The organism is Enterococcus sp. C76 (assembly GCF_040886985.1).
Lineage (GTDB): Bacteria > Bacillota > Bacilli > Lactobacillales > Enterococcaceae > Enterococcus_B > Enterococcus_B lactis.
In genome coordinates, this window is record NZ_JBFOEY010000011.1 from 1 (window position 1) to 15,936 (window position 15,936).

Consider the following 15,936-nt stretch of genomic DNA (forward strand, 5'->3'; position numbering starts at 1 on the left):
TAAACACAGTAATTTATGAAATGAAAAGGATTACGTTTAAGAAAAACTAGTTTTTTTCATTTATTTTTACTATACATCTATATTTAAGAAAGTGTTAAGGTACATTTTTCTCTATGAAAAGTTTTTGCAGATACATAAAAAAGGAAGATTAAATGAGAATTTAATAGCGTTTCTATTAAAATTACAATTGTAATTTAAAAGTGCTTGACATTGCATGTGAAATCACTTACTTTTAGTGAGTAAAAATATTAAATGAAGGAGCTACATAATGAAAAAGAAAATTATTGCTGGTGGGATTGTGGTTGCATTTCTATGTCTAATTGGCTACACAGGCACGCGTTACGCAAATGAAATTATTTTGTGGGGTGGAGAGACAGATATCGATACAATCAATGAGAATCTGACACAGCTTGACCATACGTTGACAGATAAAGAGCAAAAGATTACAGATCTTACCGCACAACTAGCACAAAAAGAACAGACATTGCAAGATTCAAAGGCAGATGTCCAAGAATACCAAGCAAAAGTAAATGAATTAGAAAACCAAAAAAATCAATCGGCAGCAGAAAAACAAAACTTAGAAAGTCAATTAGTCAGCAAGGATGCACAACTACAAAGCAAACAAAATGAAATCAATGCGAAACTAGACGAAATCAACCAAAAAAATGATGAAATCAATCGATTGAATGCAGATTGGACTGCAAGACTACAAGAAGCACAAGCAAAACTTTCAGAATTACAAAATACTGTAAATGGTTTGAACCAACAAATCGCAACACTGACACAAGAAAAAGCAAATTTAGAAACTCAGTTAGCAGATACGCAAAAAAAATTAGACGAAGCAACTGCTGAAAACACAAGTTTGAAACAATATATTCAAAAGTTAGAAAAAGCAAAAGGCGAAGTGGAAGATACAGCTGATAAATCTCAACAAATCGTTGAAGAACATTTGAGTAAATAATCTTTCATGATAAGTAACCCTTGATCAGCAATGCGGCGACAGCAATTATGCTGTTGCCGCTTTTTTGTTAATAAGTAGTCCTTCATCGTCGCAAGAAGAGTTATATGTTCGTTAAGAAAAATAGTTGGACAAAAAAATCACAAGATAAAAAGTGTTTCTTCTTTACAAAAGGGAATATATGTTCGTATAATAGTGATGAGGTGAAGGCAATGGAGATAAAATATGGAACAGTAGATAAGATCCGTACGTTGCAGGTCAGCGCCAGACCACTGATTCGTTTTAGCTTAAATGAGGTCAATTGTTTGATTGCTTCCCATAGTTTGAACTTCCTAGCTGAAGTAGACGAAGGGATGAAACTAGTTGTTACAGGATATTACAATAGTAGAAAACAATTCGTTGTGAGATCTTATCATGTGTTAGGAAAACCAAAAATTGTGGTAGAATATGAGAAAAGTCTATACCCAAGAAAAAAGGTCCAATAAGATGAAAGAATGAACGAGAAAAAGAAAAGCGGCTGAGACAAAAATGTCCTAGCCGCTTGTTTTGAAAGAAAAATGCAGACGATGGGATTTGAACCCACACGAGCGTACGCTCACAAGACCCTCAATCTTGCATGTCTGCCGTTCCATCACGTCTGCATAAATAATAACACAATAATGATAGCGAGGTTTTACATAGTTGTCAAGCTCAAAAAGTGGGAGGTCTTATGAAGATGGAGAAATATGACGGAGAATTTTCAGGACTGGGAATGATCCTAGGCATATTGATTGGCCTTGCATTTGGTCGTTTTCTATTTGGGTTGATGCTGGGAATCATTTGTGGGATTGCAATGGATTGGGCAGCAAATCTATGGAATGACTATCATGACCAGTAAGTTCTCAGCGCTTCTCAGCGTTTTTTTCGATACTTATGTTTTTCCTAAATAAGTGGCAAATTTTTCTAGGATGGAGTATGATATTGAAATAGTAAATAACAAAAAATTTGGAAAGTTCTAACTTTTTGAAATGAGGGATTGGCTAAGTGATGAGAGAATTTGAAAAATCCAACAAATTAGAAGGTGTTAGTTACGACGTTCGCGGTCCTGTTCTAGAAGAAGCAGAGCGGATGCAAGAAGAGGGCATCAGTATTTTAAAATTGAATACAGGAAATCCCGCACCTTTTGGATTCGAGGCACCAAACGAAGTCATTCGTGATTTGATCATGAATGCCCGTGATTCAGAAGGCTACTCAGACTCTAAGGGAATTTTTTCTGCTAGAAAAGCAATTGAGCAATATTGCCAACTGAAACATTTTCCGAATGTGACGATCAATGATATCTATACCGGAAACGGAGTCAGCGAACTGATCACGATGTGTATGCAAGGGTTGCTAGACAATGGAGATGAAGTACTGGTTCCAATGCCGGACTATCCGTTGTGGACTGCCTCGATTGCTTTAGCTGGAGGTACACCTGTTCATTATATTTGCGATGAAGAGGCAGAATGGTATCCTGATATCGATGATATCAAATCAAAAATAACGAGTCGGACAAAAGCGATCGTCATCATCAATCCTAATAATCCTACTGGGGCACTTTATCCAAAAGAATTATTAGAAGAAATCGTTGAAGTAGCCCGACAAAACAACCTGATTATTTATTCTGATGAAATCTATGACCGCTTAGTGATGGATGGCCTAGAACATATTCCGATTGCTACATTAGCGCCTGATTTGTTCGTTGTTACGCTGAACGGTCTATCCAAGTCTCATCGTGTGGCAGGCTTTCGAGTCGGCTGGATGGTCCTAAGCGGAGATAAATCACACGTCAAAGGCTATATAGAAGGGCTGAATATGTTGTCATCCATGCGTTTGTGTTCTAACGTCTTGTCTCAGCAAATCATCCAAACGGCGCTGGGCGGTTATCAAAGTGTTGATGAGCTGCTCCTGCCAGGCGGAAGGATCTATGAGCAAAGAGAATATATCTATAATGCAATCAATGATATTCCTGGTCTTTCAGCTGTAAAACCAAAAGCTGCTTTTTATATATTCCCTAAAATCGATACAAAACGATTCAATATTTTGGATGATGAAAAATTCGTCTTGGACTTTTTACATGAACATCATATTCTGCTCGTACACGGTGGCGGATTCAATTGGAACCAACCAGATCATTTTCGGATCGTCTATCTTCCTAAAATGGATGATTTGAAACAAACAGCTAAAAAAATGAGAGAATTTTTAGCGACATATCGACAAAAGTGACTTAAAAAAAAGCAAATTTTCCAGCAAGAGAGCCACAGACAAATATACTGAGGCTCTCTTTCTAATGGAGATCTCTTAAATAACTAAAGTCATATTATTTAGTTGCAAGTCTTTTCTTGAAGTTTGCGACTTCCTAAAGTAAAATACGGATAGAATGCGAATACGCATATTTTGGGGAGGATACTTATGGAAACGTTAATCGAGTCCTTTGGCACAATCATTAAAGAGATTCGAAAAGAACAAAAAATGACGCAAAAGATGCTTTCGCAAGATATTTGTTCACAAAGTGTACTAAGCCGAATCGAAAATAATGAGGAACTGCCGAATGTATTGGTGATGATGCAGATTTGTCAACGGCTAGGAGTAACGATTGATCATGTGATGAATCTCTCTCGAAAAACTACTCGGACAAACGATAAATTATTTGAACTGTTGGATAGTTGTTTCCAAAAACGTGATTATCGCAAGTTAGAACAAGTACTAAAATCTTCTGATATTTCTGAGAATCTGTATCAAGCAGCTGATTTTCAACGATATTATTATTATCTCGGTGTTTGTGAATTCACGTTGCGTCAAAATATTTCTCAGTCTCTTTATTATTTAAAAGAAGCATTAAGCTACTCTAGCCAAAAAGAAAGAATCCATGTCTCTGACACAGAAATACAACTGATTAGTTGTATCGGAAAAATATATGGTGTGGCAGGAAAAACTGCTGAAGCCCGCTACTATTTGAGTCGAAGCATCCAACTGCTGCATCAATCAGCTGATGAACGATCAAAAAGTGAATTTTCGCAAATTTTTTATAATTATGGAAATTTCTTATTCCATCAAAATGAAATTGACGAAGCACTAGAGCAGGTGAACCAAGGAATCTATTGGGCTCAAGAGAAAAATAGTTACTATTATCTCAATGATTTATTTGTGCTTAAGAGCTTGATATACAAGCGTAAAGAAGAACCAGAAAGAGCAGCATTTTATGAAGGATTGGCACAAGCTGTGAAACAAATTTCAAAAAATCTATAAATGGTGTAGACCATTCTTGACTTCTTCTCTAAATAAGAGTACTTTAGAGGTAGAAAAACAAAGGGAGAGAATAGAATGAGAACTTTTATCTATGCTGACAAATTCTTTTTAGCGTCAGGCGTCAAAAATGCAGGCTATCTTGAAATTACCGATGGGCTTTTTGGTGAATACACCAAAGAACTACCTGAGGGAGAAGTCAACATCATTGACCAAAGCGGCAAATGGATTGCTCCTGGTTTGGTAGATACACATATTCACGGCTATATGAATCATGATGTAATGGACAACGATGCAGAAGGTATCAAAGTGATGTCTGAAGGTCTATTATCTTGTGGAGTGACTTCATTTTTACCAACAACATTGACGTCAAGCAAAGAACGTTTAAAAGATGTAGCTGAGACAATCGGCAAAATGTATCAGGAAGCACCAGGAGCTAAAATCAAAGGAATCTATTTTGAAGGTCCTTTCTTCACAGAAGAACACAAAGGGGCACAAAACCCAAGTTATTTCGGTGATCCTGATTTGGATACTTTCCATGAATGGCAAGAAGCCTCAGGCGGTTTGATCAAAAAAATTGCTTTAGCACCGGAACGTCAAGGTGTAGAAGAGTTTGTCAAACAAGTGACTGAAGAAGGAGTAGTTGTTTCTCTAGGGCACAGTAACGCTACGCTAGAAGAAGCGCAAAAAGCTGTTGAAGCAGGCGCCAGCGTGTTTGTCCATGCTTTCAATGGGATGCGCGGATTGAATCATCGCGAACCAGGTATGGTAGGTGCGTTATTATCTTTAGAACATGTCTTTTCTGAATTGATTTGTGACGGACATCATGTACATCCAAATGCGGCAGGAATCCTAATGGAAAAAGCAGGACATGAGCATGTCGCTTTAATTACAGATTGTATGATGGCCGGTGGGATGCCTGATGGAAATTACAATTTAGGTGAATTTCCGGTAGTAGTAAAAGAAGGAACGGCACGTTTGGAATCTGGCAACTTAGCTGGAAGCATCTTGAAATTGAAAGAAGCAATTAAGAATGTCGTGGATTGGGGACTAGCAACACCAGAACAAGCAGTCATGATGGGTAGTCTGATTCCAGCAATCAGTTGTAAAATCGATGACACATGTGGAAAAATCGCTCAAGGACGCGACGCAGACTTTATCGTATTGAACCCTGATATGACATTGGAAGCAACTTATCTAGATGGTGTGGAACGTTTCCACGCATAATATAATCTAAGATAGAGGCTGGGACAGAAGCGTTTAACTCCAAGAAATAAGAAGAAATTCACGAAAATTGCTTTTCAAATTTTTGTGAATTTCAGCTTATTTCCGAAGGAATTGCTTCTGCTTCCGCCGTTTATACGTGTTTAGAGCGTGAGACAAAAGTGTTCTTTACTTTTGTCCCACGCTCCTTTTTGTATTCTAACGAATATCACTTTACATAAGTTTCAAAAGTTTCTTTAATTCCTTATTGTTCAATAGTTAACAATATAAAGATAAAATAAAAAATGTTAATACGTATTAGCCAAATAAAAGCATTTTTAATTGTGAATAATTGAACATCAATAGGAGGGAAAAGATGAATTTATTTGATATTTTCCGATCGACTTTGACAGATATGTCGATTGTTAGTGCAATCACTTCAACAGTTTTTATTATATTATTAGGGTTTATTTGTAGAAAAAAGGAAATTTTTTCTGAATCCGTTGGAAAAATCCTATCGAAAGTTGTCTTAACAGTGGCTCTGCCAGCACTTGCATTTCGAGCTTTCATGCAAGATATCAATACAGAACTATTGATGCAAGGAATCAATGTCTTGATTTGGGGGTTAGTTATTTATATTATTCTTATTCTAGTTTCAAGACCATTTTTCTTAAGTTATAAAGGGGATAAGCAATCAACGTTGCGTGTCCTGACAATCTTTGGTTCTACGACCTTTTTCGGGACACCGATTGTCAGTGCGATTTATGGACCGGTCGGCGTGATGTATTCCTCGATTTTCAACATTGGTTATCGGATCTTTTTGTATTCTTATGGATACATAAAAATGAGTGGCTTGAAGATGGAAGCCAAAAATATCAAAGCGATGTTCGTTAATCCAATCATCATCGCTACTTTTGCCGGCCTTTTCATTTGGCTTTTCCAAGGATATCTTCCACAAGTGTCAGTTACAGGTGCAGAAGGAGAGATAAGCCAAGTAGCGTTTTTGCGAATTGACCAGACAGCACCTTGGCTATTTCAGCCAATGGATTATTTAGCTGGTTTAAGTTCGCCATTGGCATGGCTAGCAATCGGCGCAACATTAGGTGAAGTAAGTTTCAAAAAAGCTGCTTCTGAAAAAACATCATGGTATTACAGTTTAGTCAAAGTGGTATTTGTACCTGCGTTGAATATCGTGATTTTAGCAGTTTTGACGGCAACAAATATTCTACCGGTCAATTTTGAAGCACTGGCAACGATTGTTATCATGATGGCTACACCAGCCGCAACTGTGGCAGCAGCCTATGCTATCAGTTTTGATAGGGAGGCACTTTTAGCCTCTAATGCATCCTTACTGTCAACTATTTTTGCTGTAGTACTGACACCTGTATGGATCGTTGTATTGCAAATGATTCACGGCATAGGTTTGTTTTGATAGGAAATGGAGGAGGAAAGTATGAGAATCGCATGTTATGGTGTTCGTCCGAATGAGATCGATTTTTTTGAGCAATTGAATATTTACCATTATGAACTGAGTCTTTATGAAGAACTACTGACGCATGACAATATTGAATCAGCTAAGGCCCATGATGCTGTACTGCTGAGAGGAAATTGTATAGCAGATGAGATCAATCTTGCAAAAATGCAGAAATATGGGATTCGCTATGTTTTTACCCGAACTGTGGGAGTCAATCATATCAATCTACAAGCGGCAGCTGATTTTGGTATGACAGTAGCCCGTGTCCCATCATATTCGCCAAATGCTATAGCAGAATTATCTTTGACTTTTGCCATGATGCTTTTGAGAAATACAGCGTATACGACGATCCGAACATCTTTCAAAGATTTTCGAGTGGATGAACAAATGTTTAGCCGTGAAATCAGAAATTGCACAGTAGGTATCATAGGAACAGGCAGAATAGGATTGACGGAAGCGGTTTTGTTTAAGGGCCTAGGAGCCAAAGTGATCGGCTATGATATCCATCAGACAGAAGCTGCTAAAAAAGTATTGACGTTTCACTCACTCGAAGAATTGTTAGCAAAAAGCGATATCGTCAGTATCCATGTACCTCACATCCCAGGTGAAAACGATCAAATGATCAATGAAGGATTTTTGGCTCAAATGAAAAGAGGCAGTATCTTGATCAATACAGCTCGTGGAGAGCTTCAAGATAATGAAGCTATTTTAAGAGCTTTGAAAAGCAATCATTTAGCTGGTTTTGCAACCGATGTTTTTGCAAATGAAACAGATGTCTTTTTCCGATCTTTCAAGCCATGGGAGACGATTCCAGATCCTGCTATCCAGCAACTAGTAGAATTGTACCCTAGAGTTCTTATAACCCCTCATGTAGGTTCAAATACAGATGAGGCATTGTCAAATATGATTTCGACAAGCTTCGAGAACTTCCGCGAAATAATAGAAACTGGAAAAACGAAAAATGAGGTATCTCTTCCTAAAGCGCATCAATTAAAATAAGGAAACATGGGCACGCACCACTAATATGTTTAAAAATAGAGGTTGTGACAGAAGTGGTCAGCTTCAAGAAATAAGAAGGAATTTACGAAAATTGCTTCTCAAATTTTTGTGAAATTTCGGCTTATTTTTCGAAGAAGCTACTTCTGGAACACCATTTATTCGGAAAAAAAGGCTGTGACAAGACTTTTTTCACAGCCTTTTTTTAGTATTAGATAACTCGATGACTCAACAATAATCCGTGAGTTTTTTTCGCCCATTCTTTGTCAATTCATAACAGGTTAGTGGTCGACCAATCTCCAAATATCTGATTCTTTCATTCAGTATATCTTGTTCCACCAAAAAATTTAAATATTTCTTGACGGAGATACGTGAAAGTGCACTTTTTTGAGCCAGTTCTTTTGTTGAAAAAATAGTCTCTTCTTTTAGGATAGATGCACTGATTTTTTTTAAAGTCAGTTTTGACAGACCTTTAGGCAAATCAATGAATGAAGGTGTTTCGTGAATGGGAGTGGTATGGTTGAATACTTGATCGATCAATTTCTGATCTGCTTTTTCAGTCGTTTGGATCGTCTGAGAGAAAGCAAGGTATTTTTCAATCGCCAACTGGAAACGTTGCAAAGTGAAGGGTTTGATCAAATAATCTAAGGCACCATATCGGATCACATTTTTTATGGTTTCGATATCATCTGCAGCGGTTATCAAGATCACTGGGATATCGTTTCCTTGCTGTCTCAGCCAAGATAAAAAATGGATGCCACTTTCGCCAGGCATATATACATCAAGCAACAGCAGATCTGCGTTTTTTTGTCTGAAATATTTTTTTCCTTCTTCTACATTTCTGAAACTTTCGATTACGTTCATATTAGGTATACTTTCCACAAACGTACGATTCAATTCTGCAACCATTGGATCATCTTCAATTATTAGGACATTTGTCATCATTTTGATCTTCCTTTTTTGGTAATTCTAGATAGACGATTGTACCGCCATTTGCTTGTTTGGAAAATTCTAAGATCCCACCGTGACGTTTGACAATTGAATGGATGATGTTCAACCCATATCCACGATTGATTCCTTTCGTCGAAAAACCTAGCGTAAATATTTTTTCTGAGATTTCTTCTGATATTCCGACACCGTCATCGCAGACGGTCACGATGAATACTTCCGCTTCTGTGTCATAGTTTAAATGGAGCCGAACCTGTCCGTTTCTTTCAGGCATTTGAAGTACGGCTTCTTTAGCATTATCAAGTAAGTTCCCTAACACTTGCAAAAGTGAATGGATGGAGTCGTCCATCTCCATTTTAGGGATAAAAGAATCGCTTTCTAACAACATTTCAACAGATTGTTCTTTGGCTTCGTTTATTTTTCCTAATAAAAAACCGGCAATCGCAGGGACTTTGATCAGATTTGAGACTTGACCAATCTCTTTTTTATAATTTTGATTTAGCTGTTGGATAAAATGGGTGACTTCTTCATATTTCTTCAAGTCAATCAAGCCAGAAATGACGTGAAGTTTATTCATAAATTCATGAGTTTGAGCTCTCATAGAGTTTATATATTGTTTCGTCCCCCCGAGCTCCTCCATTAATTTCATTACTTCTGATCGATTTCGTAAAGTTGCGACTGCTCCTAAAAAACGGTCATTGCTAAAAAGAGGTGTAACGCTAGAAATAGTTTCTATCCCATTTAAATACATGGATTGAGTCCGAACAGTCGTTTGGTGCTCGATTGTCTCTTTAAACAATACGTCATATAGATTATCGCTGATTTTTTTTCCTACTTCGAAATCCGACAGCCGTTTTGTTTGATAGAAAATATTTTTTGCAGGTGTATTGATCAAGAGGATAGTTTTATCAGAAGAGATGGCCAATATTCCTTCATCTACTTCATTTTCGATAATCGTTTTTTCACTTAACTGTTCCGCTATTTCTTGTGGCTCAAGTCCAAGCAGTACTTTTTTCATTTTTTGGGCAAGAAAAACGGCGCCTATGATGCCTACGCTAAGTCCGATGATCAATGAAAAAACAATCATTTTTTGTCCATCTTTGACCTGATTGTCGATCGTGTTGTTCGTCAAGCCAACACAAACTGCACCAATAATCTCTTGATCATAATAAATAGGGACGAAATAGCGGAAGCCGAACCCTAACATTCCTTCTTTTTCAGAGAAAAATTCTTGTCCTCCAATCACTTTTTTCACATCTTCATGACTTGAGAAAGGAAGGCCGATGTAACTTGGGTCTGCGTGAGAATATCGAATGCCTTCAGGGTCCATGACAACAATAAAATCTAAATTCGATGCCACCATGATTTCATTCGTGATTCCTTGAATCACATGTGTCGGATCACCAGTCTGAAGCTTTTTTTGGATGAGTTTATCGCTGGCAACGATTTTAGCGATGCTAGAGATTCTATCTGACACACTAGATCGGTTCATCGAAAGAATAAAATTCCTAATCAATATGGCAGAAACAATCAAAGAAACGAATGTGGAGAAACAAACGACAAGAATGATCGTATTTTGGAGCTTTAATGGTTTTTTCTTAGGAAAAGGAAACATAGGCTACCTCGAAAGAATTTATTGTGAAAATTTTAACATGAAAAACAAAAATTAACAAATTGGCATTGATAAATAGAAGCTTTCTATGAATAAATACCTTTGAATCGGTGAAATAAGCTATACAGAATTTTCAAACATTGGTATGATAGACGTAGAAATGGAAGGAGGCGTGTATATGATAGGGGGAATCGCACTTGAGACGATTTATTGGTATACATTGCTGATTTGTGCGGGGTTGGCAGTTCTTTTGATTATTTTTGGAGATGTCTTCGACTTTGATGGCCCACTTGATCCAATGCTTATTATCCCTTGGCTAACTTTTACAAGTTTGTTTGGTTTTCTTGGTGAGCGTCTAACGGATCAATCCTCTTTATTTTTATTTATTGCCAGTGGAGCCATATCGACAGTTTTGGTATTTTTGCTTAATTTCTATCTATTGATGCCGATGAAACATGCCGAATCAACGATGTCGTCTTCTGAAAAGACTTTGGAAGGGCAAGTAGCTGTTGTGATCACACCAATCCCTGTACGGGGCATGGGAGAAATCCAATTAAAAAGTGTTACCGGTTCCATTAGTCGTCCTGCTTGTTTCTACAGCCCCCAAGAACAGATAGCGGAGCGGGGAACGAAAGTATTGATCATTGAGATCAAGGAAAGAATCTGTTATGTCATGCCTTATGAAAGCATGATAAAAGCTTAAAGGAGCGTGTGTTAAATGGGAATACCAGTTGTTTTTATCGCGATCGCAATCGCAGCGTTGATTTTGCTGATGCTGCTGATCGTCTTTGTAGCGAAGTACCAAACAGCAAAACCAGATGAAGCGTTGATCATCAGTGGAAGTTATTTAGGAAGCAAAAATGTACACAAAGATGAAAGTGACAACAAAATCAAAATCGTGCGAGGAGGCGGAGCGTTCGTCTTGCCGGTTTTCCAACGTTCGAATCGAATCAGTCTATTATCTAGCAAATTGGACGTTTCTACTCCAGAAGTGTATACAGAACAAGGCGTACCGGTGATGTGTGACGGTACTTCGATCATTAAAATTGGTTCTTCTGTAGAAGAGATTGCTACAGCAGCAGAACAGTTTTTAGGTAAGACTAGAGAAGAATTGGAGAATGAAGCAAGAGAAGTATTGGAAGGTCACTTACGCTCGATTCTAGGTTCTATGACTGTAGAAGAAATCTACCAAAATCGTGATAAGTTCAGTCAAAGCGTACAAGAAGTCGCTTCTGTAGACCTTGCAAAAATGGGATTGATCATTGTTTCTTTCACTATCAAAGAGGTCAGAGACAAAAATGGTTATCTTGACTCTTTAGGGAAACCAAGAATCGCCCAAGTCAAAAGAGATGCAGATATAGCAGAAGCAGAAGCTTTAAAAGAAACGCGTATCAAAAAAGCTCAAGCAGAAAAAGAATCACAAGCAGCTGAATTACAACGACAAACAGAAATCGCAGAATCATTGAAAGAAAAAGAATTGAAACTAGCAACCTACAAACAAGAACAAGATGTTGCTAAAGCGAAAGCAGACCAAGCCTACAACTTGGAAAGCGCCAGAGCACAACAACAAGTAATCGAGCAAGAAATGCAAATCAAAATCATAGAACGTCAAAAACAAATCGAATTAGAAGAAAAAGAAATTACACGTCGAGAAAAGCAATACGATTCGGAAGTGAAGAAAAAAGCAGATGCCGATCGTTACGCTAAAGAACAAGAAGCACAAGCTCAAAAAGTCAAAGAAGTGACCGAAGCAGAAGCCGAACGTTTCCGTGTGGAAGCACTAGCAGAAGCGGAAGCCAATAAGACAAGGTTAGCTGGACAGGCAGAAGCAGAAGCAGCATTAGCAAAAGGAAAAGCAGAAGCCGAAGCAAAACAAAAAATTGCCAATGCCTTCAAGGAATATGGCGAAGCAGCTGTCTTGAGTATGGTTATCGATATGCTACCGCAATTGATGCGCGAAGCAGCACAGCCGCTAGGAAATATCGAAAAAATCTCTGTTGTCGATACAGGAAGTAGCTCAGGAGAAACCAGTGGAGCGAACCGAGTGACAAATTATGCCACAAACTTGCTTTCTACTACTCAAGAAACATTAAAAGCGACAACAGGACTTGACTTGAAGGAAATCGTAGAGAATTTGTCGACACGTGGGACTACTAGCCAAGTAAATATGTATGAAGCGCCAAAAGAGGCAGAACAACACTCGATGAAGGAAGAATAAAGTAGTACACTTCACCGATCAATAAAAAATGGAGGAAGACTTTTCAAGTTCTTCTCTCCATTTTTTATGTTATTTCAAAAGAAAATCAGTCCTCGCTATTTTTCTTTTGTTTTTGGATCTTAGCTTCTATCTCTTGTAAACTTGTTCGCAGCAATCGTTCTTTCTTTTGGAGTTCGACTAAATCTTCTGATAGTTCTTCCTTCTTTTCTGTTTCAGGCGGACGAAGAAAGAAATTGATACCGATCGCAATGAATGTTCCTATAAAAGTATCTAGTACTCGTTGGATCGCGTACAAAGCAGATTCACCTTGAGGGATACTCAATGCGATCAGCAATAACGTAGCGATTGCGGAAATGATGCCGGAATTATTGTTGATGCCGTCTGACACGACAATCACAATAATTACTAGAATAGGAAGCAGGATCAATTCTACCAAAAAATCATTGTGAAAATAGCTTTTGACAAAAAAATAAATGATAGCTAGTGTACCACCTAATGTGTTGCCAATGATCCTCGATTTTCCAAAAGAAACGGTTGTAGTCAAGTCCTGACGCAAAGAAAAAACAGCAGATAATGCAGCAATCATTGGGATTCCTCGTTGAGTCAAATGAAAAAACAAGATACATAAAAAAACAGCTAAGGCACTTTTGATCGTACGCATACCTAGTCGAAAACGGCCAAATTGCATAGAGATTCTCCTTTTTGTTCTTTTTACCATCATACCTAAACTTTTGTCTGATAGCTAGTTTTTCATTATTCAAGTATAATTAAAACAGAAAAAGGGGGGAGTAAATGCGTATAGGAATGCGAACAATCAAAACGGTGATCAGTGTCTTCTTTTCAATGGTCACAGCGGGTAGCTTATCGCTATTGTATTGGCCAGCTGCAGGAATCATTGCATTATTGAGTGTGGGAAATACAAAACGCTCTACATTGCGTACAGGGATGAATCGAATCGCAGCCTTTATATTAGCTACGGCAACAGCGCTGTTCAGTTTTTTTGCTGTTGGGTATACTATTTTTGGCTTCAGTCTTTTTTTATTCCTGTTCATCCCACTTGCCTCTCGCTTCAAATTAACTGAAGGAATCGTCGTAAATTCGGTTTTGGTCACTCATTATTTAGTGGAGGAAAACATGTCTTGGCAGCTGATCGGCAATGAAGCGGGATTAATGGCGATTGGATTAGTATTTGCTTTGCTTGCGAATGTCTATATGCCAGATCGTACGAAGCAGCTGAAGGAAAACCAAATACAGATTGAAAAAGAATTTCGGAATATCTTGAGACAAATGGCAGAATTTCTTTTATCGGAAAATAAAGGAGATGTGCAGATCAAATGCGAACATTTGCTGACATTCATTCGCGAAAGCCAAGAAGATGCCAGAGAACATCAAGAAAACTACTGGCTCAGACAGCCGCTATACTATGAAACTTACTTCTCTATGAGACGAGCACAGGTCAATGTGATTAAAGACATGTTGGAAAATCTAGAGCGGATCCAACAACCCGCTTATTATGGAAAACATATCTACGGTTTATTGATTTATACGGCAGAAACATTTTCAGAGTCAAATGATGGCAGACAAATCTTAGCACGTATTGAAGAAGTTTATGTATTGTATCGGCAAATGCCTCTGCCGACTAGCCGCCCTGAATTCGAGGACCGAGCAGAATTGTTCCAGTTTTTGCAGTCTTTTAAAAGTTTTATTGAAATCAAGGCAGAATTCTCCCAACAAAAAATCAAAAAATAGAGGTTTTGAATTCAGCTAATATTCAGGTCAAAGCGCTGATTTCTCAACCTCTTCCATAAACGGTGTTCTCCTGCCAACTCCTCGGTCACAAGTCACAATATTCAACAAACATGAGAAGCTGTTTTTTTGAAATTGCTCCTTGTGACTCGGAGCTGAACGGCAGGCTCACGACCTCTTGGTATAAACGGTGTTCAAAAGCCAGTTTCTCGGTATTAAGCCAAATTTATGCAAAAATGTGGAAAGCCATTTTCACAAAATTTTTCTTAATACTCGAAACTAAGCGGCTTTTTCACAACCTCTTCTTTAAACGGTGTTCAAAAGCTTGCATCTGCGGGAACAAGTCCAGCCAAACGAAAAATAGGAGGAGCTATTTTTGTTCGGCTGTTCTTATTGCTTGATGCAGACCAGCTTTTTCACGACCTTTTAAAATTACATATTTTTCCATAAAACTTGCATTTGATCCAAGATGTCGATGACATCTTTTGTCAAGAAGAGAGAACGATTTGGCAAGTCACCTTCGATCATGTGTACCATATTGTTTATTTCGTAATTCATGGCTTCAGAAGTACGCCCGCTTTCGATGAATTCCTTCGTACCGTCTGTAAATAGGACCTCCGCACGATCCGCACGAGGATAATCAGCAATCGTCACATAGCCGTTTTCAAAGGCCACGATACCGACTTTTGGCATTTTTGCCTGAAAAGACAAGCTGACAGCAGCAAGTTCATTTTCTTTGTTGCGCAAAATAGTGACTGATTGCTCATCTACGCCTGTTTCAAAAGGGACCATTGTAGAGGCGACTACTTCAGGCTGAGAACTCAAAAAGAAACGAGCAAAAGATACCGCATACGTACCGATATCCAACAGAGCTCCACCAGCTAATTCAGGATTGAAGAATCGGTTTTCTGGATCTGGTTCCTTATAACTGCCGAAAGGTGCTTGGATCATTTTTAAAGCCCCTAGTTTTCCTGTATCCATTATTGAGCGTAATTGCTGATAAAGCGGCATGTTGAAGATGGTCATGGCTTCTGCTAAAATCAGATTCTTTTCTTCTGCTAAACGCATAGCGTCAGCCAGTTCTTTTTTGTTCATCGTGATGGCTTTTTCGCATAAGACGTGTTTGCCTGCTTCCAATGCTGCCAAGATATGGTCAATATGCTGTTTATTTGGTACAGCAATGTATATGATGTCGATTTCAGCATCGTCTAACATTTCTTGATAGCTTCCGTAAGCTTTTGGAATATTGTAACGGTGTGCGAATTTTTCCGCTTTTTCTGAAGTTCTGGAAGCAACCGCTGTTAGTTCACTTGTCTCTTGATTGAAGCTTTCGGCAAACTCATGTGCGATGGTACCTAGACCAACGATTCCCCATTGATATTTTTTCATCTGAAAACGCTCCTTCATAGTTGGATTGAGATTCTTTTCTGTCTATCATTATAACAAAAATCACGAAGAATGAAGGGGAGAGGACTTGAAACATTAAAAAAAATGAAAGCAGCGATTTAACAGGTGCT

General features: G+C 38.2%; 15 protein-coding genes and 1 tRNA gene. 11 read left to right on the top strand and 5 right to left on the bottom strand.

Annotated features, from left to right (window positions below; genetic code table 11):
* Nucleotides 1-268 precede the first annotated feature (268 nt).
* On the top strand, nt 269-961 hold the full coding sequence (locus tag AB3I00_RS12370; RefSeq protein WP_002329111.1) for a hypothetical protein: 693 nt from the start codon (nt 269-271) through the stop codon (nt 959-961).
* 209 nt (nt 962-1,170) lie between these two features.
* The gene (locus AB3I00_RS12375) at nt 1,171-1,443 is read left to right on the top strand and encodes a hypothetical protein (protein ID WP_086286196.1); all 273 of its coding nucleotides are present in this window, start codon (nt 1,171-1,173) and stop codon (nt 1,441-1,443) included.
* A gap of 73 nt (nt 1,444-1,516) precedes the next feature.
* Here the strand turns inward: AB3I00_RS12375 and AB3I00_RS12380 are convergent.
* Nucleotides 1,517-1,599 (bottom strand) — tRNA-Leu (locus AB3I00_RS12380).
* Nucleotides 1,600-1,673: 74 nt separating this feature from the next.
* Here AB3I00_RS12380 and AB3I00_RS12385 point away from each other — a divergent pair.
* The 6 genes from AB3I00_RS12385 (at nt 1,674) to AB3I00_RS12410 (ending at nt 7,898) form a co-directional block, all read left to right on the top strand.
* The gene (locus AB3I00_RS12385) at nt 1,674-1,835 is read left to right on the top strand and encodes a hypothetical protein (protein WP_002335007.1); all 162 of its coding nucleotides are present in this window, start codon (nt 1,674-1,676) and stop codon (nt 1,833-1,835) included.
* A 149-nt stretch (nt 1,836-1,984) separates the two neighbouring features.
* The gene (locus tag AB3I00_RS12390) at nt 1,985-3,202 is read left to right on the top strand and encodes a pyridoxal phosphate-dependent aminotransferase (protein ID WP_002303757.1); all 1,218 of its coding nucleotides are present in this window, start codon (nt 1,985-1,987) and stop codon (nt 3,200-3,202) included.
* Nucleotides 3,203-3,388: 186 nt separating this feature from the next.
* The gene (locus AB3I00_RS12395; RefSeq protein ID WP_010732748.1) at nt 3,389-4,225 is read left to right on the top strand and encodes a helix-turn-helix domain-containing protein; all 837 of its coding nucleotides are present in this window, start codon (nt 3,389-3,391) and stop codon (nt 4,223-4,225) included.
* A gap of 75 nt (nt 4,226-4,300) precedes the next feature.
* Nucleotides 4,301-5,449: an N-acetylglucosamine-6-phosphate deacetylase gene (gene nagA / locus AB3I00_RS12400; protein WP_070769836.1), complete on the top strand. Its 1,149-nt coding sequence runs from the start codon at nt 4,301-4,303 to the stop codon at nt 5,447-5,449.
* Between the two features lie 352 nt (nt 5,450-5,801).
* On the top strand, nt 5,802-6,857 hold the full coding sequence (locus tag AB3I00_RS12405; RefSeq protein WP_025478486.1) for an AEC family transporter: 1,056 nt from the start codon (nt 5,802-5,804) through the stop codon (nt 6,855-6,857).
* Between the two features lie 21 nt (nt 6,858-6,878).
* Nucleotides 6,879-7,898 carry a 2-hydroxyacid dehydrogenase gene (locus AB3I00_RS12410; RefSeq protein ID WP_142644547.1) on the top strand — a complete coding sequence of 340 codons (1,020 nt, stop codon included), beginning with the start codon at nt 6,879-6,881 and terminating at the stop codon, nt 7,896-7,898.
* 225 nt (nt 7,899-8,123) lie between these two features.
* Here the strand turns inward: AB3I00_RS12410 and AB3I00_RS12415 are convergent, their stop codons facing one another.
* Nucleotides 8,124-8,840, bottom strand: coding sequence for a response regulator (locus tag AB3I00_RS12415; RefSeq protein WP_002315175.1), 717 nt, complete (start codon nt 8,838-8,840; stop codon nt 8,124-8,126).
* Nucleotides 8,815-10,458 (bottom strand): ATP-binding protein, encoded by a 1,644-nt coding sequence (locus AB3I00_RS12420; RefSeq protein WP_368025344.1) that lies wholly within the window; start codon nt 10,456-10,458, stop codon nt 8,815-8,817. The genes AB3I00_RS12415 and AB3I00_RS12420 overlap by 26 nt, the downstream gene beginning before the upstream one ends.
* Nucleotides 10,459-10,633: 175 nt before the next feature.
* Between AB3I00_RS12420 and AB3I00_RS12425 the strand changes: the two genes are divergently transcribed.
* Nucleotides 10,634-11,158 (top strand): NfeD family protein, encoded by a 525-nt coding sequence (locus tag AB3I00_RS12425; protein WP_002292922.1) that lies wholly within the window; start codon nt 10,634-10,636, stop codon nt 11,156-11,158.
* Nucleotides 11,159-11,173: 15 nt separating this feature from the next.
* Nucleotides 11,174-12,673, top strand: a complete 1,500-nt coding sequence (locus AB3I00_RS12430; RefSeq protein WP_002292923.1) for a flotillin family protein — start codon at nt 11,174-11,176, stop codon at nt 12,671-12,673.
* 85 nt (nt 12,674-12,758) lie between these two features.
* On the opposite strand, the gene AB3I00_RS12435 is transcribed toward AB3I00_RS12430, so the two are convergent.
* A complete protein-coding gene (locus AB3I00_RS12435; RefSeq protein WP_002292924.1) occupies nt 12,759-13,361 on the bottom strand; it encodes an aromatic acid exporter family protein in 603 nt (200 codons plus the stop codon).
* Nucleotides 13,362-13,465: 104 nt separating this feature from the next.
* Between AB3I00_RS12435 and AB3I00_RS12440 the strand changes: the two genes are divergently transcribed.
* The gene (locus AB3I00_RS12440; RefSeq protein WP_002315171.1) at nt 13,466-14,422 is read left to right on the top strand and encodes an aromatic acid exporter family protein; all 957 of its coding nucleotides are present in this window, start codon (nt 13,466-13,468) and stop codon (nt 14,420-14,422) included.
* Between the two features lie 429 nt (nt 14,423-14,851).
* Here AB3I00_RS12440 and AB3I00_RS12445 read toward each other — a convergent pair whose 3' ends face one another.
* A complete protein-coding gene (locus AB3I00_RS12445; protein WP_086286084.1) occupies nt 14,852-15,808 on the bottom strand; it encodes a Gfo/Idh/MocA family protein in 957 nt (318 codons plus the stop codon).
* Between the last annotated feature and the right edge of the window lie 128 nt (nt 15,809-15,936).